Below are 25446 nucleotides of genomic sequence, written 5' to 3'. Positions count from 1 at the left end.
TCCCTAAAACCCGGGCAGGGTTATTGATGCCACTATCGGCACCACGCTGATTGCCACGAACGCGGGAAGCAGGCACAACCCAAGCGGGAGGACGAGGCGCACAGCTAGCCTCTGCGCCTCACCGCGCGCCTTGGCCGCCCTCGTTGCCCGAATCCGCCCACCAAGTAGCCGCAACATTGGAATCGGCGACGCCCCAAAAGTCCACGCCGGCCGCAACGCCGCAACGATAGGTAGCGCATCCTCGCTAACCTGCTCCTGCAACGCATCAAAAGGCGCGCCAATTCGAAGCAAAGCTGCGCAACGCTCAAACTGAGACTCCCCACAAGCCACCCCCAGCGCATCCAGCGAATGCGGAATGGACGCTCCCGAACTCAAACTGGCAACCAGCAGATCCACCAGCACCACCGGGTCAATCCGCTCCCCCTCCTGGGACGCCGCCGCAATCAACCGCTTCGCCCACAACACGCCCGCCACCCAAAACATGGCCCCCACAATCAGGCCAACCGTTGCCACGCCGCCCGCAAACCAAAGCCCCACCACATCCACACCCACCGCAAACCCCGCCACCACGCCTAAAAGAGGCAGTGCGGTCAGCAACTTCGCCGTGGTTTCCGGCCCGGCCCGTGCCACCTCCCGATCCCGATTCGCCGCATCGACCTCATCAATCGTCTCCAAAATCGACTCCAAAATCTGGGCCAGCGGCGCCCCAATCTGATGCGTCAACCGGCACGCCGCCTCCACCGACGGAGCCGATCCGCGTAACTGCCTGGGCAACTGTGGAACGCCCCGACTATCCATCCCGCCCCACGGCAAACCCGCGTCTAGAATCGCGCCGCGCCAAGCCGCCTCCACGCCCGCTCCCGAACGCAAACGCGCCACCACGTCCGCAAGTAACATCGCAGCCGACACCTGCTCCGCAGGCTTTCGTTCCACCTCCCCCGTGCCCTTCCAAGCGGTGAACGCTCGCTGCTCCCTACGCCTGCGAACCACCAACGATGAAGCAAAAAGCACGAACAAAAGCGTCCACACCGCCGCGGCCAACGCGCTCATCTAAACGACCTCCGCCGGGCGGTTCGCCATATCCGTAGCAATAGAGGCTGGTCCAAGAGTAGATACTCCCCCGGCCTGAAGACGCGCCTGCAGAGCCGCGAACCCCGACCCCCTGCCCGCAAGGGTTAAAGCCGGCAGCACCCGCAGTGACGTGCCAGGCTCCACCACCGCTATCTGAGCGACCTCGCGCTTGCCATCAGCGCGGCGCTCCACGTGAATAATCGCATCCAACGCCGCAGCCGCCTGCGCGTGCACGGTTGAATCAGCCATCCCCGCGAGCGCTCCAAGCGCCACCAAGCGCGCTGGCACATCCTCCGCAGTGTTCGCGTGGATCGTTGCCCACCCGCCCTCGTGGCCCGTGTTGAAAGCAGTGAGGACGTCGCGCACCTCCGCCCCGCGACATTCACCTAGCACCAACCGATCCGGCCTCATTCGCATCGCGGCGCGCACCAAATCCGCTAAGCTCACCTCGCCCTCACCCTGCACATTCGCCCCGCGCTGACACATCGTTACCGCGTGCGGATGAGTGGGAGAAAGCTCGGGAACCTCCTCAATACAAATGATGCGCTGGCCCGCATCCACCTTCGACAAAATCGCAGACAGCAGCGTTGTTTTGCCCGTGCCCGTCGCGCCCGACAGCAATACGTTTGCGCGCGCCTCAACCAGCCCCACAATCGCGTCAAACATTGGCGCCGTGCACGTGCCGTTCTGGCGTAGCTCCTCCAAGGTGAAAGACTTGCGCCGTTTTGTGCGCAAAGAGATCAGTGGCCCGCCAACCGCGGGCGGAGACAAAACCGCGTGCAAGCGCGTGCCGTCGGGCAGGGTGCCATCCGCAATCGGCATGGCCTCATCCAAACGCGTGCCCGCAGTTGCCGCCATGCGCACCGCTAACTCCCGCACCTGCGCCGAAGAAGAGAAATCAACCTGCGCCCGCTCCATACGTCCGCGCCGATCCACCCACACCGAGGTTCCATTCACGAGGACGTCGCTAACCCCCTCTTGCGAGATCAACTCCATGAGAGCCGGGCCGGGCCCGGCGATAGTTGCGTCCAAGGTCCACGCGGAGCTAACCAATGCGCTCGCCCCCGCCAGCGGGGAGGCCGCCTGTCCAACCGCTTTGGCAGGCACTTCTCCGCGCGCAATCCGGTTTTGTAGATCCCTAGCGCGCACAAGCCACCTCCAAATCCTTTAGCTTCGGGTTTTTTGGAAGCCAAACCGCACGGTCTGCAAGGCCGAAATCAACCAGGCGCTGCCGCGCAGCCTCAACCTGAATGCGCGCGGCCCGGACCTTACCTAGTAGCACCGGGCGGGCGTCCTCACGCGCACAAAACTGGGCCGCCTGACGGGTCCATTTACCCGCATCAATCAGAACCGGACCCACGCGGCGCAAGGCGCGTACAAGCGGCGCCACCTCCGCTATCTGAGGAGGGGTGCAACCATTAGCCCCCACAACTGCGAGGATTCCACGGGGCAAGCGCGATAGCACCACGTCCTCGCAAATATTCACGTCATCCCACGTCAGCAGCGTCACGCGCGTATCAGCCAAAGCTACGCGTAGCGTTGGATCATCACCCAAATCCAGCACAAAAACCGACTCATGCTTCAGCCCTTTTGCAGTGCGGGCCAGCGCGCTTGTTGTTCCTACCCCTCCGCGCACCCCTGCAAAAACGACCGTCGCAAACCTGCCAGAGGCAAAACCAGCGTCAATGATCCTCATCAGCTGGGCTTCTCCCCCGGGCAGCACAACGTCCACGCCCAAGCGCACCACATTCACGCCGGGCCGCACCCCTGTGGGTCCCGATTCGTCCTCAACAATCAATAAATCGCCCGGTTTCGGCACGCTTTCGCCAAACCACTCGAACGTGTGCCCCATCAACTGCAGGACGCGAACAACCTCGTTGGCCTGGTCTTCCACTTTCAAAAACACGCGCATAGAGCCATGAAAATGCGGGGGCGTGAAAGCTTCCGGCTCACTTGCGCAGTGTTGTGGGTAAGACGCGCTGCGCCGAACCTGTGGAAACTACTGCGGCAGTTTTCCGGCCTGAACGCCCCTAATCATGTCTAGCGTGGGGTCAATCGCCGCGGCCATAGTCTCACAATAGGCGTACAGCCAGGGCTCTGGATCCTCATTATTGAGGGCGAGGCTCGCCTGCGCGTCCCCCGCCAACTGGCGTGAAATCAACAGCGTGCCACTGGGCTCGAACCCGCTCACCACCAGATGATGGCGGGCAAGGACGCGGCCGAGCTGCTCCGAATGAGTAGCAAACAGCGGCCTATTCGCAAACAACCAAATGAGCAGACCCGCACGCATGGGAGCCGGCAACTTGGCCTCCAACACGGCCCGCACGGCCGTGAGCGCCCGCGGATCTTTAAGGGTGGCAACGTCATCCTCAGCGATCACGCCCGCGCTACAAAGACGCGCGGTTAGAGCCTTGTGCGCTGCCGTAAGAACCTGCGGTAGCGGGTGGCCCACGGTTTTTACCGGCTGCCGCGAGTTCAACGGCGCCCAATCCTGCTGCGCCAGGCGGTGCGCCTTCCAAATATCGAGCGCCGCAAGTACTGCCGGATCCTCCGCCGGCACGCGTCCCATTGTGGCCAAACGCAACTGCGCTAAATCCGTGCGCGCCCCCACCAGGGCCGCCTCATAGTGGGCGAGCTGCACGCCGGCCTCCGCCCGCGCCGCCTCCCAGCCGCGGCGCAACCCCTCCGAAAAACGGATGCGCGCAACACCTTCATCAATTTCGCGCAACAAATCCCGCATTTGCGCGGACGCCGCCAGTGACGCGAACTTCGACATACCAGGTTCAACCACGGTCTTAGCTTAGCTGGGTACAGTGTAGGCATGAGTTTAACTGCCGAAAACGTTCGTGCTCACGCCCCGCTCGTAAAACGCGAAGCCCTGCTGGGCCGGGGCACCATCGCAGTATTCTCATTTGTTGTCTCGCCAATCATCCTGACCCTGCTCTACAACTCAACGGCACTACTGCAAGAGGGAAGCATCACGGGTATTCCCCTCGGCTCGCCCACAGGTCAGTTAGGCATCCTCGTTGTTGCTATCTTGATCATCATTCTTGCCTACCTCACACGCTGGTCTGCGATTGGCATCGTGATTGCAACCACGTGGGCCGGCGCGTTCGCAGCCCTTTTCATCGGAAACTCAATCATCTCGCCGGCACCAACCAGCTCAACCCAAGCGATGCTCATGTGGCAACAGCTTCCGCTACAAACCTTTGTCATCCTCTTCACGGCCCTCATGGTCACGCTCGCGAAAAGACGCCAGAGTAAGCGCAATAACTTTAAGCCAGAGAAAGAGCCTGGGCCGGCCGCTCTTTCGGGCTACTTCATCGTCACGCTACTTTTTGCACTCTCTCTAATCTTCCTAGTGCTCGCAAGCTCCCCAAATACGATCACGCCAACGATTTTGAACGTGCCTCAGCTCATGCCAAAACTTTCCGGAAGTGACTGGCTTCTGGTACTGTTAATCTCCCTTGCCCTCATGGCGTTCACAGCGATGGCATACAAATCGGTTGTTGCCGTTCAACTGGTAGCGTGGTTCTTACTCCTCATCCCCGCACTATTCTTAGGGCCACTGTTCTCACTTCTGACCAACAAACTGGTTACGCCCCAAGACCCATTCATGATCTCAATCGGATACACAATGCCTGTACTGGGCGTATTCGGCCTCATCATCGCAACGTGCACGTATTCGATTAGTATCTCGACGAACCCCGACGCTTGGATCCCTACCAGCATCAACTCAGTCACTATCTAAAATCGTCTTTTCAACACGCCGGCCCAGCCTCGGCCTTGCAAAAAACCGCGTGTAATCATGGTGTTATGGCTCATTGTGTGCCCCCGCGCGCGCAGTTGGCGACAGATTATTGGAGGATTTCATGGCTGATCGTAATTTTGACGACCCGAACGAGACCGATGAGGCACAGCGCCCCACGTGGGATCTAGGCGGCCAGGTAGAGGACGAAGCACAGCACCCCGACCTCATTGATCCGGCATCAGAACCTGCCCCCTCAGATCCGCTCGAAGCTGATAGCACTCTCGATGCTGGTAAGGAGGATTTGACGATCGACGAGGGCGCCGCCGTATTTGGCGACGATCAGCCGGAAGACATCGTTGGCTCGGCTGGCGACGAAGTCCTTGAAGACGTTGAAGCAAAAACCACGGTTGCCCCTGTGGCCCCCCACGACGCGGACACCGAGAGCGAGACGGCTGCACCGGCGGAACCGGTTGCAACGCACCAGTCAGATCCCGTCCCCGCCCCCGAACCCGTGGCGGCACCAGAGCCGACGCCCGCTCCTGAACCAGCACCCGCGTGGGAGGGACAGACCGAAACCTCACTTCCTAAAGCCACGGATACGGCAAACTCCATCCCGCATGTAGCGGCGAGTGGCAACGATATTCCTCGCGACGTACTTGAGCGTCGCCAGACCCCCGAGGACGAATACGAGCGTATGCGCGAAGTACCCGCCTTCCCAGATGTTGAGCCCGAAGCCGTTGCAGATCCCGCGGGCGAGCCAGCGGGTGCCCCTGTTGCAGAGCAGGCATCCGAGCCGGCCGCACCCATTGCGCAGCCCGATACTGAGCTAGCAGCAGGGCTAGGCGCCGCCGCTGGAGTGGCCGCAGTTACAGCCGGAGCAGACGCAGAAGACGACATTGAGGCCACGAAGGTGCGTCGCAAGTCGCTACTGCGCCCCGAGGTCACCGAGACGGAAGAACCCGAGGCAACATCCTCGTGGATTCCGCGCGAACCAGTGGAGCTAAACGACACGCAATCGATCTTCGAAGAAGCCACGGTGGTGCCCGAAGTTCCATCGCGCGTTGGAGCCCGCGTCTGGTCATTCTTCCTCACGCTAATCGGCGTTCCCGCCGCCTGGTACCTGCTGACCGACTCGGCCGCTCGCCTAACGCTGGCGCAGGACAACCCGGTTGCAACCGGCGTTATCAACCCAGCGGCACTCATTGAACTTGGCGCTGGCGTAATCGTTGCAATCCTCGTGGTAATGCTGACCATCAGGTCTTCGCTCGGCGCTCTCATCTTCGGCATCCTGGCGATGGCCGGCGGCATCTTCTTCCTCGCCGCACCTGCGGTGACCGCAGACTTCATGGAGCCCGCCTACAACTGGCTAACCGCTTTCAACGCGTTTGGCGGCAACGTGGCCCACCACATTCAGTGGACCGGATACACGGGCGTTATGGCGGTATCTGGCCTAATCCTCTTCATCATTGGTCTAACGTCCATCTTCGCGCGCCGCGACGGACGCCGCGAGCAAGAGATCCGTACCCAGATCGAGCAGCTCGCCCCCGGAACATTGAAGAAGAAGTAAACCGCGCAGGCTAACCGCCCTCGAAAATGAGGACGATTTTAGCTAACTTGGAGTCATGAGCTCTAACTTTTTAGACCGGCCATCCACGTCGAACACGGATGGCCGGTCACTATTGTTGCCCGAGGGCGAATGGCAGCACATCACCGTGAATGCGGGAGGCGCGAACTTCCACCTGGCGCAAATGGGACCCGCCGACGGTGAACCCGTGATGCTACTGCACAGTTTTCCGCGCACCTGGTACTCGATGCGCCATCTGCTGGTGCACCTGGCAGCCGAGGGCTACCGTGTTTGGGCTATGGATTTGCGCGGCTTCGGCTCCTCCGACCTGCAGCCGCACGGTCAAGATCCGGTGCGCATGGCGGCAGACGTAACCGCGGTGCTCGGCAGTTTGAACGTGGCAAAAGCACACATCATAGGCGAGGGCATGGGCGGTATTTTCGGGTGGATTCTGGCCGCTACGAATCCGCGCGTGGTTGCCTCCCTCATGTCTATCGCGCAGCCCCACCCTCTAAACCTGGAGCGCTCCAGCCCCTCCCCATTCAGCGCGGCCGGCCGCACGGCGATGAAGATCCGCGCCCCGTGGTTTAACGTGCGAAACCTGCGTTCAGGCAAGATTGTTGCAGACGCCGCCGCCTCTTGGGCAGCGCCAAAAAACAGGTCCAAGTTGCAGGCTGATGAGCGCGTGTACCGCTACGCGTTCTCCCGCCCATTCGCAACTGAAACCGCCCTCGAGGCCGTGATCCGCGCGAACTCGTTGACCCGGCGCACCCGCGCTCGCATCGACACGGTTGTAGACATGCCCGTCTCTCGCGTCATCTGTCTACAGGACGGGCTGCGGCCTCCAAAAACGTTCCTGCGCGACCAGCAGTGGGCAAAACAGCCGATCATTACATTCCAACTGGATTGCGGCCACTTCCCCACCGAGGAAGCACCCGAGCAGTTGAACGAGGCCGTCCTTAACCACCTCAAGGCCTGCACCGACTGAAACTCCCGCTGGCTGCACGAGCTGGGCCCCAGCCTCTTTAATCGATCTGCTTTAACCCGCTGGTTCTAATCGACTTGCGCAGAAGGACAAAGGGGCGCGAGGGCGCAGCTATCGCACTGCGGGGACCGCGCGTGACACACGCGCCGCCCATGCTCGATAAGCCGATGGCACAGCACAGTCCAGTCCTGCCCCGGTAGTGCTTTCGCAATGTCTCGCTCGATCGCAAGAGGCGTCTTGGCACTGGACCAGCCGAGCCGTTTCGCTAGCCTGCCCACATGCGTGTCCACGGTGATCGCAGGGACCCCAAACGCGTTACCCATGATGACGTGCGCGGTCTTGCGCCCTACTCCGGGTAAAGACTCAAGCTCGGACCGCGAGCTTGGAACCTCGCCGGCAAACTTTTCATCCAACGCCTGCGCCATCTGCCGCAACTGGGTTGAACGCCGATTTTGAAAACCCAAGGGCCGCACTATCTGAGCAATGTCAGCTTCGTTCGCATGCGCCATGTCGCGCGGCGTGGGATAGGCGGCAAACAGCGCGGGGGTCACAGTGTTCACCCGCTCGTCAGTGGTTTGCGCAGACAAGATAGTGGCTACGAGCAACTCAAACGCATTCTCATGCACCAGGGCACACTTCGCGTCCGGATACAGATCGGCCAGTACCTGCGCAGCTTCTTCCGGCTGACTTTTGATTTCTTGAACGCTCATACCTAGAGCATACAAACCGCGAAGTTTAGCGCCTGGCAAACGTGCGCCACATGCACCAAATCGTGAAGGCATGTGTTGTTTTCCTCATAAACGCAAGAAGAGCGGTTAAACTGGTGTGTAGGTGCGCACATCCACGTTACGGGGGCGTACATACGCTTATAACCACTTAGCCGCTTTAGCGGAGAATGAAGGTGACCGTGGAAGGAAACTACATCAGCCAAGTCCCTCTGTTTGAAGGGCTAGATGAAGCGCAGCAAAATTCGTTGCGCTCCAAAATGGGACAGACCACCCTGCGTCGCGGGGAGGTTCTATTTGAAGAGGGCGAGCCTGGCAACCGTCTTTACATCATCACGGAAGGCAAGGTTAAGCTCGGCCACACCTCTATGGATGGGCGCGAGAACCTGCTTGCAGTGCTTGGCCCCGGCGAGATCATTGGTGAGCTGACCCTGTTTGATCCGGGCCCGCGTTCCACCACCGCAACCGCGGTTTCGCCGGTAACGCTTCTGCACCTCGATCACGCTGATTTGAACGCGATCTTGGATACGAACCCAACGATGGGCAAGCACATGTTGCGCGCGTTGGCTCGCCGCCTGCGTCGCACCAACGAGAGCCTTGCAGACCTCGTCTTCTCCGACGTTCCGGGCCGTGTCGCTAAGGCCCTGCTAGACCTTGCGGATCGTTTTGGAACCCCGGCCGAAGATGGCGTTCACGTGCCGCACGACCTCACGCAAGAAGAGCTCGCCCAACTGGTTGGCGCTTCTCGCGAAACCGTTAACAAGTCGCTTGCCGACTTCGTCTCCCGCGGTTGGATCCACCTGGAAGGCCGCGCCGTTACGCTTCTTGACCTCGATCGTCTGGCACGCCGCGCGCGCTAGTTCGATATACGAGGCAGCAGCCTGAACAACAAAAATGAGGGAAGGTGAAAACCTTCCCTCATTTTTTAAACCCGTGTGGGCACTACGCGCGGCCTAAGCTTTTGGCCTCTTCATGTACGCCACGAGGTTGTCTGGATTATTGGGTGCCGGCACAACCTGAACGAGCTCCCAGCCGTCCTCGCCCCACTGGTCAAGGATTGCCTTCGTAGCGTGAATGATTAGGGGGACGGTTGCGTATTCCCATTTAGTCATAGGTCACTCCTGTAAAGAGATATGCGGGCTAGCGACGAACGCGAGCCAAGACGCGGGGGATCTGCGGCGAGCGAAGCTCTTCCGCGAGCGGGTCATCAGACTCCATGATCCACGTGCGCCAGTCAGTTACGTGAGTGTAGTAGCGTAGCATCGCGCGGCGCTCACGTTCTGTAAGACCGCCCCAAACACCGAAATTAGCTTCGGATTGCAACGCGTCCGCTAGGCACTCAAGACGAACCGGGCATGCAATGCAGCGGGAACGAACCTGGCGTTGCGCCGCACCCTGTACAAATAACGCGTCTGGAGTCTCAGTTGCGCAAAGCGCCTTTGCCGCCCAACTTTGATCTTTGTCGGAATGTGCGTAGCTCATCTTCACCCCATTGTTCGCATGTGCTTCAAGCACTGAATCTGATGTGACCATACACACAATTTGGGTTTGGGAGCAAGTTGAGATCCGTTAACGAGCCGCCCAGAACCGATCGTTTACACAAATCACGCCCACCTAGCAGAAAAATTTTCAAAATCTCTAGGCATAAGGTCCGATTACAAAGTTTTTCTAATTCGCGGCGTTTAGCGCCCGGTCGTTACAAAAAAGCGTTTTCAAAGTAGGCTTGAATCATGTCGAATTCAGGTTCTCGTCACGTCGGAAAACGGCAGTTCGCCACGTTGCTTACTACCTTCTTGGCGTCTTCCGCGCTTTTTGGCGTGCTCTTAGCGGGGCTAGCTGTTCCCGCCGCGGGCGGAGTTGGTCTTGTCGCTAAAGCCGGCCCGCAGGTGTTTGACGCGCTACCCGCCGAGTTTGAAATCCTCCCCCCATCCGAACAGTCCACGCTACTTTCCGCCGACGGCTCAGTGCTGGCAACGTTCTATGCCGAGAACCGAATCATCGTTCCCCTCGAAGAAATTTCGCCCTACCTGCAAGACGCGATTATCTCCATTGAAGATAGGCGTTTTTACGAGCATAAGGGTATCGACCCGAACGGCATGGCCCGCGCTGCCATCAACAACGTTTCAGATCAGAGCACGCAGGGTGCTTCCACCATCACGCAGCAGTACGTGAAGAACACCCTCCTCGAGGCCGGATTGCAAGAGGGCGATCAGGACAAGATTGACGCGGCAACCGAACAGACCATCAGCCGTAAGCTTCGCGAGGCGCGCTACGCCCTCGCACTTGAACAAAAAATGTCGAAAGATGACATTCTGACCGGCTACTTGAACATCGCTCCGTTTGGCACGAACGTTTATGGGGCGGAGGCATCCGCACGCAGATACTTCTCGAAGTCCGCAAAAGACCTCACGATTCCCGAGGCCGCAATGATGGCCGGCATGGTTAAATCACCCATCCAGTACGATCCGCTTAACGATCCGGAAGCCGCGCAGAACAGGCGTGACACGGTGCTTGCCGCGATGCTTGCCGAAGAAAAGATCACGCAGGAAGAGTACGACCAGGCAACCGCGATCCCTATCGGTGACATGCTGAAGCCAAACTTCCGCTCGCAGGGCTGCGCTGGCGCGGGTAACGCCGCATACTTCTGCGAGTACGCGCGCCAGTACCTGCTGGCATCCGACCAGTTTGGCTCCAACGAGGCCGAGCGTAAACAAAAGCTACTTCGCGGTGGCCTCACCATCAAGACGACCCTGAACTCAAACATGCAGCAGGCCGCGTTCGAGGAAATCACGGGACTGATTGGTGTGAATGACGCGTCTGGAGCCAACACGGCGCTGGTCACGCGCGAGGTATCCACCGGACGCATTCTTGCTATGGCGCAAAACACGAACTTTGGTGTGCCCACCGAAAGTGACCCCCAGGCCACGCAGTCCAACTTCAACGTAGAGAAGGAAAAGGGCGGTGGTGACGGCTTCTCTGCAGGGTCAACGCTAAAGCCCTTCACTATGCTGCAGTGGTTCCGCGAAGGGCACGGCGCGTGGGAGCGAGTGGGCGGACACTCCTCGCACTTCGCGGCCTCTGAGTTCAACATCCCATGCGGCCCCGGATACGCATCCGACTGGACGGTTGGCGACCTTGCGGGCAAGGGCGGCACATTCAACGTGATAGACGCGACTTCGCTGTCAATCAACCGCGTATTCGCGGAAATGTCAACCAAACTGAACATGTGCGAAATTTTTGACGGCATGGCTGCGCTTGGTATCGCAGAGGCAGACGGTTCGCCGCACAAGCCGTACCCGCCGCAGATAATCGGCGCTCCCGCAACCCCACTGGCCCTCGCTGGCGCATACGCCGCGCTTGCGAACGAGGGAGTGCTCTGCCAGCCGCTACCGGTTGACGAAGTACTTGACCGTGACGGTGAACAGATCGTGGCATACAAGCCATCCTGCGAGCAGGCGGTTCCCGCTAAGGAAGCGAACATGGTTTCAACCGTGCTACAAAGGGTGGGCCGCTCCGGCTCTTACGCGAATATCGCTATCGGTCACCCCTTCATCGCTAAGACCGGTACTTCTGACGACAACGCTAACCTGTGGGCAGCTGGCGCGACCAAACAGATCTCCACGGTTGTGTGGGCGGGACACGCCCGGGCGTCGTCGCAACCAATGAACGGCATCTACGCCAACGGCGTGCAGTGGGGCTACGTATACGGCGGCACGTTCACCGGGCCCGTGTGGCGCGCATACATGAACCGCGCTACCGAGGGAATGGACTACGTGGACCTCCCGCAAGCCGAGCTTGGCGCCGCACCACCGCCGCCAGCGCCCGCCACGCAGCCGGCACAAAACCAGGACGATAACAAAGACTAGAAGATGGCTAAAGCCCGTGAATCCGCGCTAAATGCGCGGATTCACGCGTACGGAGGAAAATGAGAGCAAGAAAGTTGCTTAGTTCAGCTGCGGTTGTTGCTACCGCGGCTGGCGTGGGCGTGGCCGCGTGGACGCAGATTGAGCGGCGGATGCCGACGTTGCGCCGCTACACGGTAGAGCTACCCGAAGGCCTCGAAGCCCCAACACTGCGCATACTGCAAATCGCGGACCCTCACCTGTACCCTGGCCGAGACTTCCTCGTGGACTTCATTCGGGGACTCGCAGATGAAGATTTCGACTTCGTAGTTGCAACGGGCGACAACTTTGGATCGATTGCAGGCGCGGACATGGTTAGGCGCGCTTTCGAGCCTCTAATGGACCGGCCGGGAGCATTCGTTTTTGGGTCAAACGACTACTACTCTCCGCGTAAGAAACGCTGGTCCACGTACCTGACCGGTCCGTCAAAACACAGCAAGAAGAGAAACGTTCCGGACTTGCCGTGGGAAGAACTCGCCAATTTCTTTGAATCCGCAGGTTGGGTGAATCTAACTAATCAGGCGGAAATCATTGACGTGCCCGTAAAGGGATCTATTTTTGAGGGCGACGCTAGCCAGACTGACCTGGTGCGAGTTGGCTTGATTGGGGTTGATGACCCGCACATCAAACGCGACCGCATCCCGCAGCTGCCGGACGGCTGGTACGCGGCTGACACGATTCGACTGGGCATAACGCACGCCCCCTACCAGAGGGTTTTGAACGAATACACCTCGGACGATGCGCACTTGATTCTTGCTGGACACACGCACGGAGGGCAACTGTGTGTGCCCGGGTACGGCGCCTTGGTTACAAACTGTGACCTGCCGCGCGAGCTTGCCTCCGGCATGGCCGCTTGGAGCTTTGCCGGCAAAGAGTCGCCACTGCATGTGAGCGCGGGTCTGGGGACCTCACCCTACGCGCCGGTTCGCTTCGCGTGCAGACCAGAAGCCTCCATTATCGAAATGAGGCCGGCGGCCCGCGCCTAACCGCTGGAATGTGAGGTAAACGCATTCCTTTCAATTTTGGGGTTTGGCCCCCGCTGGTTATACTTGTTGAGTCCAAGAGACACGGGGTGTGGCGCAGCTTGGTAGCGCGCTTCGTTCGGGACGAAGAGGTCGTGGGTTCAAATCCCGCCACCCCGACACACTAGCTAGGAGTTTGAGCCTCCTAGCTTTTTTGTTTCCCACAAAAACTCCGACGATATGAGGTAACTATGTCTGCGCGGCTCACCTATGACCTCGAAACAAAAATTTCTAGAGCACTAGGCTCGGAAAATCTGCCGGAGCTATCTGAACTTATTGCCGACCTCTCCGCCGGCACAGTTCTTGAACTGATGGGGCGCTTTGGTGAGAAGGAGCGCGCGGTCATCTACCGCATGCTACACAAAGACACTGCTATCCGAGTGTTCGATCTCTTGCCGCCATCAATGCAGGCAGACCTCATCGGAAGCCTGCGCGACACTGAAGTTGCAGCGCTTTTTGAACAGATGGACCCAGATGACCGTGCCGAACTACTAGACGAAGTTCCAGCGGTTGTGGCCAGCAACCTAATGGCCGGCCTTTCACCTGAAGAGCTTAAACTCACCGGCATCGTCCTCGGATACCCAGAGGACTCCATCGGGCGCCGCATGAGCCCCGAGTTTGTGCGGCTCCACCCAAACTTCACCGTTAGTGAAGCCATCGCAACCGCGCGCCGCGAACTCGACAACGCAGAAACCATTTACACCCTGCCCGTTGTCAGCGACCAGCGAAAGCTCGTGGGCATTGTTTCGCTCCGCGATCTCATGCGCGCAACCGACGACACCCTAGTGGGTGCCATCATGTCTCGCCCCGAATACGTGAACGCCACCGACTCCGCGGAACTCGCAGCCCGCAGATGCGCAGATCAACGCCACCTCGCCCTCGCAGTTGTTGACGCCGAATCCAGGCTGGTCGGTATTTTCACCGTTGACGATGCGCTCGCAATTCTTGAAGAAGAAGACTCCGAAGACCACGCGCGCATCGCAGGCACCGAACCCCTACGCCACCCCTACCTTGCAGCCCCAATCCTATCGATCGTGCGTTCGCGAATAGTTTGGCTACTCGTCCTCGCAATCGGTGCAACGCTAACCGTTCAGGTGCTCGAAGTTTTCGAAGATACCATCGCGCAAATGGTTGTACTCTCCGTTTTCGTTCCCCTTCTAATCGGAACGGGCGGCAACACGGGTAACCAGGCGGCAACAACCGTGACACGCGCACTGGCACTCGGTGATGTGCGCCCGCGCGACGTACTAAAAGTCATGGGCCGTGAGATCCGCATCGGCCTACTCCTCGGCTTCATGCTCGGAGCGATCGGATTCCTAGCCGCGTCGGTCTTCTACAGCACCCAGATCGGCATGGTGATTGGCCTAACTCTCCTGGCAATCTGCACTCTAGCTGCAACCGTGGGCGGCACCATGCCCCTCATCGCCCGCAAGATCGGCGTGGACCCGGCCGTGTTTGCAAACCCATTCATTACAACGCTGGTGGATGCCACCGGTCTGGTCATCTACTTCCTCGTAGCCAAGGCAGTACTCGGCATCTAACAACCTCTTTATTGAGGCGAGGGGCAGACCGCGACCTCGTAACAAAAAGTTGGAGGGCGCCGCCGCGCCCTCCAACCAATATCAGCTCTTTTCAACCACTACCGGCTAAAACCAGCCTCTTGAACCGTCTTGCCAATGCGGTTTGCGATCCGCTGCTTGACCTCATCGGTAGCCGTTTCACTAATGAGCTTCGGGTTGCCAAATGCATCCGGGTAAAGCTCAACCTTTAGCGGGTTACGCTTCGTCTTGGCAATCCACCAGATGTGGTAGACAAACAGACCCGCGTTGAACGCTAGCGCCAAGAAGGCGATGGTGAACATTGCCGTCGGGTTTTGGCTGTGCTCGTGCGCGAACTGCGTCTCATAGGTAAACCGTGGGAACGTGAGCACAAACGCAGACCAGAACGTGAGGGTGTAGGCCCGGTACTGGATCCAAGCACCTCGACCCATCTTCATGAACGCAGGAATGGTACATGCCGCAAGCAGAGCAACACCCGAATACCACGCGCGATCAGACAGACAGTTGTACACGTATGCAAAGTTCCACAAGTCGTAGCCGATGATCCACCAAATCGTCAGGTCAGCCCAAATAATGTGCTTGTCCTTCTTCGAAACGTAGATCCCAACCCAGCCCGCAATCATGATCATGTTCAAAATGCCTGCAATAGCATTCATGATGTTCCACGGGCCACCCATAGTCCAGATACCGCTAACCGGGTCTGCACCATGAATGCCGTAACACTGGAAGTCACGAATCACGGCCTCCAGGATGTTAACCGCAAGGATGATCGGCGGAATCAGCAAATAGTAGTTGTTACGCCGCAACTTAGGGAAGTACTGCAGCGCCACCAGAGACAGTGAACCGAGGAGGGCGGAATATTGCTTAACAATCGCGAACCAGCCCGCACTCTGAGTGCCCTGCGTTGAGTAAGGCCACCAGAAAATGGTTAGCAATACGGGGATGACAATAAACAAAGCTATTGCCGCCCACTTGCTACGCACCGCTATCCAAGCCAGGAACGCCAAAGCGGCGATCACAACGGCCAGCATCGCGTAATCCCACCACTGCCCTACTTCAAAAAAGAAGAGATTGGCTTGCAAAGGTAACACGGTTAATTATCCTTTCCCCATCCGGGAAGGTACGTCTTCTCCATCTTCTGGCGAATCTGCTCATCCCAGCTAAATTCCGGCTCGGACCAGCCGTCAAAGTATTCCTTATCAACGCGGTCCGCCCAAGGCGAATCTGGGCCCGTTGGCGGCCAATCCGGGTTGTCAGTAACCGGCGGCCTGATCTCCGCAACCGCGGGGGCCTGCCTGCCGTAACGGAACCACTGGGTTTGCGTATCCTCAAACAGCGGGGTGCCAGACCAGCGGCTTGCGGGGGTTCCCGACTTGAAGAACTCTCCGCCCAAAACGCCGCGCATGAACTTCGAATGCCACTGTTCCTTCTTACGGAACTCAGCAACACGCTTCACGTAAATGTTCTGCATGTGTGCCATCACGCCGCCGATCAGCTCAATGTTGATCCAGTTGATCGCGTTGTTCCACAGGTTGTCGTCCTCAAAACCAATGCGCCAGTGGTTGATGAGGCGGGTGCGCTCACCCTCCAGTGGAACCACGTAGAAGCACCAAGCCGCCGCATAGTGCTTCATGCCCGGGTAGCGGAACGCGTACGAGCCGGGAGCAGCCGGCGGATTCTTAGTGTCAACCCACTGCACCAAGTACTTGCCCGGAACCACGTCTGCCCACTCCATTGACATGCCGTGGTAATCAAATGCCGCAATATCGCCTGGAGCAATAGCGTCAGCGTTTTGGAACTCCTCCTGAATTTCGTACTGGTTAAAGAACGGTAGCCGCGCGAACGCTCTTTCTAGGAACTCTGAAGAGTAGGAGCCTGCCTTCTGCGCACCGATCTGCTTGAAAATGCGGTACACGGCGTAGGCCGGCGCATCGATGTCGATCGCGTAGGTCGACGAGCGTCCGTTGGTGTAGTTCGCATCGATAATGTCATCCGCGGGATACACCCACTCTTGTTCCGCTTTTGTTGCCTTACCGCTGAACTGGGAGAAGTAAACCATTCCTCCCAATGTTGCGGCGCCGGCAACGCCAGCAGCTTTTAATATTTTCTTCGTCATTGAAGAGGCCAAATTAATCACCTGCTATGTACTGTGTAAACTTCGACAAAATTTGTGCCAAAGATTTGATGGGTCATATTACAAATTAACATTGAGCTACATCACAAAACCTGAACATAACCTGCAATTTCGTTCAGCTTTGTGCGGATCTGTTGAACAAAATTTGAGTTCAAAATTTAGAACCTCCTCAGCGATAAGCTTTGAGTGGATTTTACTTATGTGATCCACATCATCCCAACACAGTTATTAAGAAAGTCGGAAAGATGGATTCCCTATTCCTATGGGAGGTCGGACCTCTTCGCGTCTGGATCATCTGGATAGTAGTTTTTGTAGCGCAAATTGCCATCGCTGAGATCAACAGACGATGGAACTGGACAATTTTTGCGCTGTGGACAGTAGGTGGCGTCCTCATGATGCCCTACGCCGCAATAGTTGGTGAACCCGTTTTTGGTTGGTTCCCGTTTGGCAAATACGTCCTCATGGTCCTCACCGCAACTATGACAGGAACACTGCTGGTCATAGGTAAACGAAACCCCGAACTAGCACGCAGGTACGCCATTTGGTTTGGTGTGGCCCTGTGGATCGGTCTTGTTTTCAACATTATGGAAGCAAACATCCGTGACGTCGTGATCTACTTCCAAGCAGACACGTACTACCAATGCGCAGCGGACTGGCAGTGCTTGAAGGGCATTAACGACACCCACGCGGCAGACATGCTAGCTGGACTACCCGAGGCGCGCGGAGTTACCGAACCCCTCCACTCGGACGCCTGGTACCAGGCTCTTGCCGCTAACTTCGCAGCCGGCCACGTAGGCATCGACCCCGCAACCGGCTTCCGCACCATCGGTGGATACTGGAACCTGATGAGCGCGGCTGCCGGCCTGCTCAACTGCATCACCGTAACCGGCCTGGGCAAGATCATCGTCTCGTCCAGGGGTAAGCAGAAGGTTCAAGGCCTGCTCTGGGTTGACCAAGTGTGGCCCTGGATCATCGCCTACGACCTGTGGAACCACGCCTTCTTGTACAACGCTCTGGCAGACTACACGTGGTACTGCACGCTAGCCCTGCTACTGGCCTGTACGATCCCGGCATTCACATGGGCTAAGGGACAATGGATCTGGTTCCGATGCTTCACTCTGGTGTTCTGGATCAGCTTCTACAACTGGTTCCCCTACTTATCAACGCCACCAGGAGCGATGCACAACTTCGCAACCATGGATCCGAATGCGAACATTTTCAGCTCCGGCCTAGCGCTCGCGTTCAACATTGGCGTATTCATCTACTGGCTCTACAAGGTGGTCAAGCACCGTCGCAACCCAATTACCAACGCACTGTTCTTTGAGATGGGTGCTTTCCGGAACCTCGTTAAGGATCACTGCGATGATAAGGACAAGTACTTCCTTACCGACATGATCCCTGAAACCCCGCGCGAGCTTGGATTTGAACCCGAATCCGACACGCCTCCGGTTGACGGCTACGTAAGCTACATGCCGTGGTGGAAGAAGGTAGACAAGCGTTGGCCAAAGCTACGCACACCGCTTTCTGCCGATCCGAAGCTGGTTGAAAAGGGCGTTCAGTCCGACCCCCAGTGGGACGTGAAGCCAAGCGATAAACAAGTTGAACCGTAACCGATTCAGCTAGATAGTTTCACCACCTAAGCGGGACGCACAAGACGTGCGTCCCGCTTTTATGACGCCCTGTCTGAATCTCATAACGCCACTCGCAATAGCCCATATCTCGCGCATTAGTAGTTGCCGTAGGGCACGCGCCTCGTTTGCTTGCCGCTCTGCTCGCGTTTAATTGGGGCATGGGTAGCGTTAGCTCAGCAAGAAGAAAGAGGTCTCCCCTCCTCCAAAATGGATGGATTCCTGACCAGCACGGGTCCTGGCCCATGGCGCTTATGCCACTTGCCGCCGGCCTCATAATTGCTACACCCAAAACGCCCTCGCACATTTTTCTTGCGCTCGCTTGGATCAGCGGGTTCCTGCTGTTTAGCGTCAGCGAGAAGTACATTAAGTCCCGCTTCCGCCCTCGCTATCGCGCGGCAGTAATCACTTACGGGGTGGTAACCGCAGCATTCACTGCCGCTCTGCTTGCAACCTCGCCTCACTTACTTTGGTGGAGCATCCTATTTGCCCCTCTGGTTGGTTACTGGTTTTTCAGTGTGCGCAACCGAAAGGAACGCGAGCTTGCTTCCCGTTTCTCTACGATCGCAGCCGCGGCTCTGGCGCTCCCCGTGGCCGTCAATGTGCCACTGCTGCGGCCGTGGTTCACTCACTTGGACACGCAGGCGTGGCTGATGGCGGGCCTGCTTGGCACCTATTTTGGTTTGACGGTGCCGTATGTGAAGACCCTAATTCGAGAGCGAGGACGTGCCGGCTGGCTGTGGGGATCGATAATCGGACACGTAGTGGCAACCGCGATGGCACTCGCGCTTGCACTATCGGGCTGGATTTCGCTTTGGCACGGCCTGGCATGGGTGGTGGTGTGCGTGCGCGCGGCGCTAATGCCTTGGCTTGCCAACACTCGCAATAAACCGTGGAGGCCGGTCGTGGTGGGTGTCTTGGAGACAGCTCTTTCGCTGCTGGTGTTCGCCACTTTACCGTGGACCTAAACCCAAGCATCTACTGTCAAGGCGCGGCTGTGGCGCTACGTGCCTAGACTGGAAGCATGAGCTTTTTACTTTTACTGATTGCAAACATGGTTGGCATTTGGTTTGCCAGCCTCATAATTCCTGGCATTACGCTACCTTCTTCTGAGGGAGCCTTGCAGGCCATTTTGATTCTGGCCGTCATTGCGCTGGTCTTCACCGCGCTTAACCTGGTTGTGCGCCCCTTGCTAAAGGTGCTCACATTCCCGATCTACATCCTCACCTTCGGCCTGTTCTCCCTGGTGGTTAACGCCCTCATCTTCATGCTGACCGGCTGGGTAACCACTCAGATTGGCTACGGCATGGAGGTCACCGGATTCTGGGCGGCCCTCTTTGGCGCGGTAGTTACAGCAATTTTCTCGTCCATCGCCGGCGCTATTTTGGGCGCCACAGTGGGTTCAAAGAAATAATCTTGCTCTAATCCGGCCAGCGTTACCGCCTTGTAAACGTGTAACGCTGGCCGGTAGTTTCACTATTTGCGGTGAGCCCAAGGGCACGCTCACGCCTCTCATTCCACGCCTGCAAGTCCGCGTTCCCCTGCCCCTCCGCGCTTCTCGCATCTAGCGCATACTGGGTTAGCGAATGTGCATCTTTCGCCCTCCCGGGCGAATAGACCGCGATTTTCGAAGGTGAGGTTTGTTGCCTCGCCCCATCTAAAGACGCCACAAAATCATCGGCATTCTCATATGAAAGCACCAGTGTTGAGTTTGGAATCGGCATCGTTGAAATAGGAGATCCAGCCGCCACCACACTGGCTACCTGGAAGCGAGTATTGAACACCGGGTTTGCCGCCATCGCCCCTGCCACCATGCCACCCTGCGAGTGACCGGCAAGCTCCACCACATCGCCGGGCTGCGCGCCCTCCAGTTCCAACGCCGCCATGATAGCCGACTGTTCATCGGCCGGAACCGCAGCCATCAACTGCAGATTCGCCTGCAGATCCTTCGGGTTAGGCGTGCCCGGCCCCCACTGTTGCGTGCCCCGCACGATCACCGACCAAGATGGCCTGTCCTCCCCGTTGTTGTGACGCAAAATCTCAAACTCGCCGTGCGTAGAGTCATCACCCTTTGCACCGTCAGCAGTTGGATTCATGCGCATTTCTCGCACCCGTTCCACCAAGTCGCTAGCCTTGCGCGGTGTGGCCACCCTAGAGGGCGGGCCTGAAGCGGGGCCACCAAGCGCACTCACCGGTAGGATCGTTGCAGTTAGCGGCGGGTATAGCACCTGCTGGGCGTTGGAAGAAAGCTTTGCGTCACGGCGCAAGCTAAACCCCTCGAGGCCGTATTTGTACGATTCGCGGCTCCACACGAGGGCCGGAGTAGCTGATTCAGATCGATGCATGACCAGGTTTCCTTTGTATGTTCCCGTTAGCTTCTCAAGCGTGGGGTAAACCTGCGTGAGTATTGCCGCTGAACGCTCCAGTGGAGTGTCCGCACCCCGCTGCAACCGCCAGCGCTGCGCTGCGAGCGCAGCGAACGACGTGGCCGCACTTACCCGATAGTTCGTGACGTCAGAAAAGCCCCACGCGACTGCGGTCAGGGCACGCGCATACCAATCCGCCTTCGAAATAAGGGGACTTAGGTGCTCGTCTAAAAGACCCATACCTGCCTGTGCGCGATCAGCGATCCCCAGGTTGGTTGGCTGCAGGCCGAGCATCTGTGCAAATGTTAGGGTTGTGGCTGCCTCGGCCCCCTCATACACGTCGGCTCCAAGACTTAAACTCGCCGCTAAACAGCTCATGTTTTCCCGTGCTACCTCCAGCAGTCCGACCACGTCCGACAGCTGCGTGCTTGCGTGCAGGTAGCCGGCTCCTCCCGCATTAAACAAGCCACTAAACCCGGTGGAAAACAACGGTTCAAACTGGAGGGCTCCTGCGCTTGCCGCCACCCGAGCCCGAGCTGAATCCAGTGCCCCGGCCGCAAGCCCCACCAAGCGCGCCCCATCCCGCACACTTCCCGCGTTCACGCGCACCGGCCCCGAGTCGATAAACACTGCACTGCTCACAGCGCCCCCAAACACGCGGCGCTCATCTGCGCGCAATAGTTCACCCGAGCTGCAACGGCGGCCTCTCGCGCGTCAAACAGGCGGTGGCGCAAATCCACCAGTTGTCCTATTTGAGCGTTCAGCGCTGCGTTTGCCGCTCTCGCGGCCTCACCGTCCCAGTCCATGCGCAAGCCCGCCGCGTACGAGATCGCCAAATCTAAAGCCTGCAGGCCAGCCTCGGCCTCCAAAATCGCATCCATGGTGCAAAACCTAAGAGCCTTCTCGAGCCCGTAGCACAATCAATATTTGAGGTCGTGGACAAGCTCGCACACGCAAGTGTTGTGGACGATTAGCCAAAAGCCGGACCAGCGTCCAAAATCCGCCCGTTTTATGCCACGATGAAGACATGGCGTACGCAAACGAAACAATGCAAGACATGGCTCAAATGCAGCCCCCAATCGCACTTGGTGCACTAGATGGACGCTACCGCGGCGCGGTGGCACCACTTACCAACTACTTCTCCGAAGCCGGCCTAAACCGCGCGCGCGTATACGTAGAAGTGGAATGGCTCATCTACCTGCTGGACAACAACGTCCTACCCGGGGCTCCGAGCCTCACCGACCCCGAGCGCGAATATCTGCGCGCACTCACCCGCGATTTCAACTCGAGCACCATCGCGGAACTTGCTAAAACTGAGGCCGTCACGCGCCACGACGTCAAAGCCGTCGAGTACTACATCAAGAACCGGCTCGAGGCTGCGCCTGCCGTACTTGGCGAAACCAGCCTGCCGAGCCTGCACGAGGTAGTGCACATCTTCTGCACCTCCGAAGACATCAACAACCTGGCCTACGCCCTCGTCATTCAAGCCGGCATCCAAAACGTTTGGCTACCCGCCGCCCGCGCCCTCAAGAATGATCTACTCACCCGTGCCCGCGAGAACGCGGACGTACCGATGCTTTCACGCACGCATGGACAGCCGGCCACCCCCTCAACAATCGGGAAAGAACTCGCCGTATTTGCCTACCGCCTAGGCAGGCAGATCAAACGCGTAGAAAACACCGAATACCTGGGCAAAATCAACGGCGCTACCGGCACCTTTGGCGCCCACATCGTGGCCGTTCCGGGCGCCAACTGGTTTGAGATCTCGCGCGGATTCGTGCAGCACCTGGGGCTCACCTGGAACCCCGTTACCACGCAGATTGAGAGCCACGACTGGCAGGGGGAACTATACGCCGACATTGCGCGCTACAACCGTATTGCACACAACTTCGCGACCGACGCGTGGACCTACATTTCGCTGGACTACTTCCACCAAAACCTCGCGGCACAAGGATCCACCGGGTCCTCCACAATGCCGCACAAGGTGAACCCCATTCGCTTTGAAAACGCCGAAGCGAACCTAGAGATTTCCAGCGCCCTCCTTGACACCCTCGGTGCCACCCTGGTGACCTCGCGGATGCAACGCGACCTCACCGACTCCACCACGCAGCGCAACATTGGCGTTGCCATCGGGCACTCTCTGCTTGCCCTCGACAACCTCCAACGAGGTCTGGCCGGCATTGATATTAACGCTGAGAAGATGGCCGCCGACCTTGACGGTAACTGGGAGGTGCTGGGCGAAGCCGTCCAGCAGGCCATGCGCGCGGCGTCCATCGCGGGAGCCAGCGGCATGGAAGATCCGTACGAGCGCCTTAAGGAGCTCACTCGTGGCAACCGGGTAACCGGCGATCAAATGCGTGAGTTCATCAAGGGCCTGAACATGCCCAGCGACGTCGAGGAACGCCTGCTTGCGCTCACCCCCGCAACCTACGTTGGGCTCGCCGCAGACGTAATCAACTACGTGGACTAGCGCACTTAAACGAGGAGGCGCGGACACCGCAAGGGTCCGCGCCTCTTAACAATTCTGACTACGCCCGGTTGGCCGTGTTTGCGGCTTCTTAGAAAAACTCACGGCTTCCACGTAGGATCCGCGGCCGGCGCTCCAAACCTCTCGTACAGCTCGTAGGGGCGCGCAACCTCATCTGGGAAATCCAAGTCCTTCAAAGTCCACTGCTCACCCGGACTCGACAGCGTCACCTGCAGTGCAACCGGACTCTTGGGCGCACCATCCCACACGTAGCGAGCCACGCGCTCCAACAAATCCGCTGGCGAAACCGGCATCTGCAAGAGCTCAACCGACGTGCGTACAAGCAGGGGTTTACCAAACGACTGCTTTGTCTCCACACCAATATCTGCCAACCCCGGCACTCGCTCCAACTTGGCGTGCAACAGCTTCAACAGCTGCTGATCCTGCCTCGACGCGGCCATCGGCTTCAAATACTTCACCGCAGCCCCCGCACCTACAGCCGCCACCCCCAGGCCGCCAATAAGCACCGGATTACTAATAGTTGGCATTCTGCGCGAGCGGCGCGCACCAGCCTCAAACTTGTTCACCGGCAAGTTCTCACCCATGCTGCGCACAACCCTGCGCCACCTATCAATGCCAGACAGCGGCCGTGGATCAGTCATCGCGCCTCCCTTTACCCATTCTGCGCTCTTTCCATTGTGCCAGCGCTGGCCGCACCAAAGTGGTAACCCGGCGATCACTAACCTCACTACCAACCAGCGAGGGAGGATAAACACCCTCCGGCATTTCCGCAAACACCTCAATAGCCTCCTCTAAATCAGGACCCGAACCGCTCAGCAGCTCTTGAACCACCTCGTACACATACACACGGGAGGGCTCGCCCTCACGCGGCAAAAATGGTTCCATGCGCTCCACCATTCGCCCAATCCGCGATTGCGGTGACACCTTTGCGTGGCGCTCCATCAAATGAACCGTTTCCGTATAGGTCGACGACGCATGCGCATAAAAGAGAGCGCCGGTGCGGGGGCGAATCAAATGCCGGCCCACAACCACGCGATCATCCACCCGGCGACGCGGGCGGCCATCAAGCGAGGGAACTACGTCCTGGTCATGCTCCAACGTCAATGCCGCAACATCGCGCGACACGCGAAGCCTACGGCCCGGCGTTCCCAAAGTGACCACTGCACGCACGTTCACCTTTCGCGGATGCTTATCCGCCAAAGAAAGCGCCACCATGCCGCCTTGCGAGTGGCCCATTATCACCACCGGCTCGCGCACCATGTCGCGCTCACTCACTCCCTCCAACGCCATCGCGTGGCGAAGCGCCGCTACCACACCCGACTGCATTGCTGATGTAAGGCCCAAAACCTCGCGCACATTCGTCTCCGGATCCGCGGGATTCAGCGTAGACGCGGGGTCCATGTGGTCCGTTCCGGGAAGCGAAATCAACCACCTGCGAAGCTGCCCCTCGCCCACACTCGTGATCTTCACCGGCTGACCCATGCCCTCAATCCAGTACATGTCGTCAATATCGGCCGCCATGTCCGTGAGCGTTCGCGGCGCCTCCAACCTGCGCGGACGCACGTTAGGGGTGCCCGTGGGCAGATCCAAAAACTCGCCGTTTCGGTACCACAAATTCGCTGTTACCGTTCCCCCACGGAACCAGCCCACAGCTGTACCAATGGTCAGATAGCTAACCATCAGCGCCTCAAAATCTCGCTTTGGCACCAGCGGAAGCATTCTTGCCGCCCGGCCGTCCCCATCCAAGCCAAGTGAGATCTTCGCGCGCAGGTAACCTCTGCCAGCCTTTACCGGCACACGCCACGCCCGCGCAAAGGCCTGCACCACCAGCGTGTCCAAACCCGGATTATCAAAGAACCGGCGCTGTGCGTCCTCCAACAACTCCTCACCCTGGCGAGCAGAGAACTCTCTTACGATGGCCTTCGCCGCGGGAGGTAGCGGGGCGGCCTCGGCAATCATTGAGAGTGCAAAATGCGCCCCCACCTGTGCAACCAGTGGCCCCAACACATCTAGGGCGTCACCCAGCCACATCGTCTCGGGCACCCTGCGCGCCCCGTAATACCTAGGCGTCTGCCGGTGCCTACGCGGCGTCACATCCGCGTCTTCCGCTATCGGCGAACGCTGCCAAAAACGCCCAGAAAGCAGTGCTTCACGGCGCGCGAGAAGTCGAGAAAGCCGCGACCTGCTGGCCATAACACCATCCTTCCGAGACGAAAATACCTGGTTATGAACACCACTTTAGCGCCCCACT

24 protein-coding genes and 1 tRNA gene are annotated in these 25446 nt (G+C 58.6%); 12 read left to right on the top strand and 13 right to left on the bottom strand.

Annotated elements, in window-relative coordinates:
* Positions 1–3: 3 nt before the first annotated feature.
* The 4 genes from HMPREF2891_RS08735 to HMPREF2891_RS08720 all read right to left on the bottom strand — a co-directional run bounded on the left by HMPREF2891_RS08735 (position 4) and on the right by HMPREF2891_RS08720 (position 3862).
* Positions 4–1050, bottom strand: coding sequence for a type II secretion system F family protein (locus tag HMPREF2891_RS08735; RefSeq protein WP_070665056.1), 1047 nt, complete (start codon positions 1048–1050; stop codon positions 4–6).
* Positions 1051–2220, bottom strand: a complete 1170-nt coding sequence (locus HMPREF2891_RS08730; RefSeq protein ID WP_070665055.1) for a TadA family conjugal transfer-associated ATPase — start codon at positions 2218–2220, stop codon at positions 1051–1053.
* Positions 2210–2977 carry a cellulose synthase operon protein YhjQ/BcsQ gene (locus HMPREF2891_RS08725; RefSeq protein ID WP_222566289.1) on the bottom strand — a complete coding sequence of 256 codons (768 nt, stop codon included), beginning with the start codon at positions 2975–2977 and terminating at the stop codon, positions 2210–2212. The genes HMPREF2891_RS08730 and HMPREF2891_RS08725 overlap by 11 nt, the downstream gene beginning before the upstream one ends.
* 93 nt (positions 2978–3070) lie before the next feature.
* The gene (locus tag HMPREF2891_RS08720; protein WP_148131761.1) at positions 3071–3862 is read right to left on the bottom strand and encodes a hypothetical protein; all 792 of its coding nucleotides are present in this window, start codon (positions 3860–3862) and stop codon (positions 3071–3073) included.
* Positions 3863–3892: 30 nt separating this feature from the next.
* On the opposite strand from HMPREF2891_RS08720, the gene HMPREF2891_RS08715 reads away from it, so the two are divergent.
* The 3 genes from HMPREF2891_RS08715 (at position 3893) to HMPREF2891_RS08705 (ending at position 7374) form a co-directional block, all read left to right on the top strand.
* The gene (locus HMPREF2891_RS08715) at positions 3893–4822 is read left to right on the top strand and encodes a hypothetical protein (RefSeq protein WP_070665050.1); all 930 of its coding nucleotides are present in this window, start codon (positions 3893–3895) and stop codon (positions 4820–4822) included.
* A 121-nt stretch (positions 4823–4943) separates the two neighbouring features.
* Positions 4944–6389, top strand: coding sequence for a hypothetical protein (locus HMPREF2891_RS08710; RefSeq protein ID WP_070665048.1), 1446 nt, complete (start codon positions 4944–4946; stop codon positions 6387–6389).
* 55 nt (positions 6390–6444) lie between these two features.
* Positions 6445–7374: an alpha/beta fold hydrolase gene (locus tag HMPREF2891_RS08705; protein ID WP_070665046.1), complete on the top strand. Its 930-nt coding sequence runs from the start codon at positions 6445–6447 to the stop codon at positions 7372–7374.
* Positions 7375–7439: 65 nt separating this feature from the next.
* Here the strand turns inward: HMPREF2891_RS08705 and nth are convergent, their stop codons facing one another.
* Positions 7440–8081 (bottom strand): endonuclease III, encoded by a 642-nt coding sequence (nth, locus tag HMPREF2891_RS08700; protein WP_070665261.1) that lies wholly within the window; start codon positions 8079–8081, stop codon positions 7440–7442.
* Between the two features lie 185 nt (positions 8082–8266).
* On the opposite strand from nth, the gene HMPREF2891_RS08695 reads away from it, so the two are divergent.
* The gene (locus tag HMPREF2891_RS08695; RefSeq protein ID WP_034510521.1) at positions 8267–8956 is read left to right on the top strand and encodes a Crp/Fnr family transcriptional regulator; all 690 of its coding nucleotides are present in this window, start codon (positions 8267–8269) and stop codon (positions 8954–8956) included.
* A 93-nt stretch (positions 8957–9049) separates the two neighbouring features.
* Here the strand turns inward: HMPREF2891_RS08695 and HMPREF2891_RS09460 are convergent, their stop codons facing one another.
* Positions 9050–9208, bottom strand: a complete 159-nt coding sequence (locus HMPREF2891_RS09460; protein ID WP_016444366.1) for a Sp36 family protein — start codon at positions 9206–9208, stop codon at positions 9050–9052.
* A gap of 28 nt (positions 9209–9236) precedes the next feature.
* Positions 9237–9578 carry a WhiB family transcriptional regulator gene (locus HMPREF2891_RS08690; RefSeq protein ID WP_034510614.1) on the bottom strand — a complete coding sequence of 114 codons (342 nt, stop codon included), beginning with the start codon at positions 9576–9578 and terminating at the stop codon, positions 9237–9239.
* Positions 9579–9826: 248 nt separating this feature from the next.
* On the opposite strand from HMPREF2891_RS08690, the gene HMPREF2891_RS08685 reads away from it, so the two are divergent.
* The 4 genes from HMPREF2891_RS08685 to mgtE all read left to right on the top strand — a co-directional run bounded on the left by HMPREF2891_RS08685 (position 9827) and on the right by mgtE (position 14561).
* A complete protein-coding gene (locus tag HMPREF2891_RS08685) occupies positions 9827–11962 on the top strand; it encodes a transglycosylase domain-containing protein (protein WP_070665043.1) in 2136 nt (711 codons plus the stop codon).
* A gap of 59 nt (positions 11963–12021) precedes the next feature.
* Positions 12022–12984, top strand: a complete 963-nt coding sequence (locus tag HMPREF2891_RS08680; protein WP_070665041.1) for a metallophosphoesterase — start codon at positions 12022–12024, stop codon at positions 12982–12984.
* Positions 12985–13066: 82 nt separating this feature from the next.
* Positions 13067–13140, top strand: a tRNA-Pro gene (locus HMPREF2891_RS08675).
* A gap of 71 nt (positions 13141–13211) precedes the next feature.
* Entirely contained in the window at positions 13212–14561 is a 1350-nt protein-coding gene (mgtE, locus tag HMPREF2891_RS08670; RefSeq protein ID WP_070665039.1) for a magnesium transporter, read from the top strand.
* Between the two features lie 98 nt (positions 14562–14659).
* On the opposite strand, the gene HMPREF2891_RS08665 is transcribed toward mgtE, so the two are convergent.
* The gene (locus HMPREF2891_RS08665) at positions 14660–15670 is read right to left on the bottom strand and encodes a DUF5692 family protein (protein WP_070618708.1); all 1011 of its coding nucleotides are present in this window, start codon (positions 15668–15670) and stop codon (positions 14660–14662) included.
* Positions 15671–15672: 2 nt separating this feature from the next.
* On the bottom strand, positions 15673–16695 hold the full coding sequence (locus HMPREF2891_RS08660; RefSeq protein ID WP_186822324.1) for a hypothetical protein: 1023 nt from the start codon (positions 16693–16695) through the stop codon (positions 15673–15675).
* Positions 16696–16958: 263 nt separating this feature from the next.
* On the opposite strand from HMPREF2891_RS08660, the gene HMPREF2891_RS08655 reads away from it, so the two are divergent.
* From HMPREF2891_RS08655 to HMPREF2891_RS08645, 3 genes are all read left to right on the top strand, one after another.
* Positions 16959–18323: a DUF5692 family protein gene (locus HMPREF2891_RS08655; protein ID WP_070665037.1), complete on the top strand. Its 1365-nt coding sequence runs from the start codon at positions 16959–16961 to the stop codon at positions 18321–18323.
* A 179-nt stretch (positions 18324–18502) separates the two neighbouring features.
* On the top strand, positions 18503–19309 hold the full coding sequence (locus HMPREF2891_RS08650; RefSeq protein ID WP_070665035.1) for a YwiC-like family protein: 807 nt from the start codon (positions 18503–18505) through the stop codon (positions 19307–19309).
* A gap of 56 nt (positions 19310–19365) precedes the next feature.
* Complete coding sequence (locus HMPREF2891_RS08645) at positions 19366–19755, top strand: phage holin family protein (protein ID WP_070618718.1); 390 nt, start codon at positions 19366–19368, stop codon at positions 19753–19755.
* Between the two features lie 22 nt (positions 19756–19777).
* Here the strand turns inward: HMPREF2891_RS08645 and HMPREF2891_RS08640 are convergent, their stop codons facing one another.
* Both HMPREF2891_RS08640 and HMPREF2891_RS08635 read right to left on the bottom strand, forming a co-directional pair.
* Positions 19778–21349 carry a hypothetical protein gene (locus HMPREF2891_RS08640; protein ID WP_148131760.1) on the bottom strand — a complete coding sequence of 524 codons (1572 nt, stop codon included), beginning with the start codon at positions 21347–21349 and terminating at the stop codon, positions 19778–19780.
* A complete protein-coding gene (locus HMPREF2891_RS08635) occupies positions 21346–21588 on the bottom strand; it encodes a hypothetical protein (RefSeq protein ID WP_070665029.1) in 243 nt (80 codons plus the stop codon). The genes HMPREF2891_RS08640 and HMPREF2891_RS08635 overlap by 4 nt, the downstream gene beginning before the upstream one ends.
* A 167-nt stretch (positions 21589–21755) precedes the next feature.
* Here HMPREF2891_RS08635 and purB point away from each other — a divergent pair, with 167 nt between their 5' ends.
* On the top strand, positions 21756–23177 hold the full coding sequence (gene purB / locus HMPREF2891_RS08630) for an adenylosuccinate lyase (RefSeq protein ID WP_070665259.1): 1422 nt from the start codon (positions 21756–21758) through the stop codon (positions 23175–23177).
* 98 nt (positions 23178–23275) lie between these two features.
* Here purB and HMPREF2891_RS08625 read toward each other — a convergent pair whose 3' ends face one another.
* Both HMPREF2891_RS08625 and HMPREF2891_RS08620 read right to left on the bottom strand, forming a co-directional pair.
* Complete coding sequence (locus tag HMPREF2891_RS08625) at positions 23276–23836, bottom strand: hypothetical protein (protein WP_070618727.1); 561 nt, start codon at positions 23834–23836, stop codon at positions 23276–23278.
* Positions 23829–25388 (bottom strand): alpha/beta fold hydrolase, encoded by a 1560-nt coding sequence (locus tag HMPREF2891_RS08620; protein WP_148131759.1) that lies wholly within the window; start codon positions 25386–25388, stop codon positions 23829–23831. The genes HMPREF2891_RS08625 and HMPREF2891_RS08620 overlap by 8 nt, the downstream gene beginning before the upstream one ends.
* Between the last annotated feature and the right edge of the window lie 58 nt (positions 25389–25446).

The sequence above is a fragment of the Actinomyces sp. HMSC065F11 genome, from assembly GCF_001813085.1.
GTDB classification, from domain to species: Bacteria; Actinomycetota; Actinomycetes; order Actinomycetales; family Actinomycetaceae; genus Gleimia; species Gleimia europaea.
The sequence above is the reverse complement of the archived record's forward strand: the minus strand, read 5'-3'. Positions and strand labels throughout refer to the sequence as shown.

Bases quoted from the DNA above. Each gene is read 5' to 3' on its own strand.
- HMPREF2891_RS08705 (WP_070665046.1), top strand. From the start codon at position 6,445: ATGAGCTCTAACTTTTTAGACCGGCCATCCACGTCGAACACGGATGGC.
- HMPREF2891_RS08635 (WP_070665029.1), bottom strand. From the start codon at position 21,588: ATGGATGCGATTTTGGAGGCCGAGGCTGGCCTGCAGGCTTTAGATTTG.
- HMPREF2891_RS08715 (WP_070665050.1), top strand. From the start codon at position 3,893: ATGAGTTTAACTGCCGAAAACGTTCGTGCTCACGCCCCGCTCGTAAAA.
- HMPREF2891_RS08710 (WP_070665048.1), top strand. From the start codon at position 4,944: ATGGCTGATCGTAATTTTGACGACCCGAACGAGACCGATGAGGCACAG.
- nth (WP_070665261.1), bottom strand. From the start codon at position 8,081: ATGAGCGTTCAAGAAATCAAAAGTCAGCCGGAAGAAGCTGCGCAGGTA.
- HMPREF2891_RS08685 (WP_070665043.1), top strand. From the start codon at position 9,827: ATGTCGAATTCAGGTTCTCGTCACGTCGGAAAACGGCAGTTCGCCACG.
- HMPREF2891_RS08735 (WP_070665056.1), bottom strand. From the start codon at position 1,050: ATGAGCGCGTTGGCCGCGGCGGTGTGGACGCTTTTGTTCGTGCTTTTT.
- purB (WP_070665259.1), top strand. From the start codon at position 21,756: ATGCAAGACATGGCTCAAATGCAGCCCCCAATCGCACTTGGTGCACTA.
- HMPREF2891_RS08695 (WP_034510521.1), top strand. From the start codon at position 8,267: ATGAAGGTGACCGTGGAAGGAAACTACATCAGCCAAGTCCCTCTGTTT.
- HMPREF2891_RS08660 (WP_186822324.1), bottom strand. From the start codon at position 16,695: ATGACGAAGAAAATATTAAAAGCTGCTGGCGTTGCCGGCGCCGCAACA.
- HMPREF2891_RS08680 (WP_070665041.1), top strand. From the start codon at position 12,022: ATGAGAGCAAGAAAGTTGCTTAGTTCAGCTGCGGTTGTTGCTACCGCG.
- HMPREF2891_RS08625 (WP_070618727.1), bottom strand. From the start codon at position 23,836: ATGACTGATCCACGGCCGCTGTCTGGCATTGATAGGTGGCGCAGGGTT.
- HMPREF2891_RS08655 (WP_070665037.1), top strand. From the start codon at position 16,959: ATGGATTCCCTATTCCTATGGGAGGTCGGACCTCTTCGCGTCTGGATC.
- HMPREF2891_RS08690 (WP_034510614.1), bottom strand. From the start codon at position 9,578: ATGAGCTACGCACATTCCGACAAAGATCAAAGTTGGGCGGCAAAGGCG.
- HMPREF2891_RS08620 (WP_148131759.1), bottom strand. From the start codon at position 25,388: ATGGCCAGCAGGTCGCGGCTTTCTCGACTTCTCGCGCGCCGTGAAGCA.
- HMPREF2891_RS08645 (WP_070618718.1), top strand. From the start codon at position 19,366: ATGAGCTTTTTACTTTTACTGATTGCAAACATGGTTGGCATTTGGTTT.
- HMPREF2891_RS09460 (WP_016444366.1), bottom strand. From the start codon at position 9,208: ATGACTAAATGGGAATACGCAACCGTCCCCCTAATCATTCACGCTACG.
- HMPREF2891_RS08650 (WP_070665035.1), top strand. From the start codon at position 18,503: ATGGGTAGCGTTAGCTCAGCAAGAAGAAAGAGGTCTCCCCTCCTCCAA.
- mgtE (WP_070665039.1), top strand. From the start codon at position 13,212: ATGTCTGCGCGGCTCACCTATGACCTCGAAACAAAAATTTCTAGAGCA.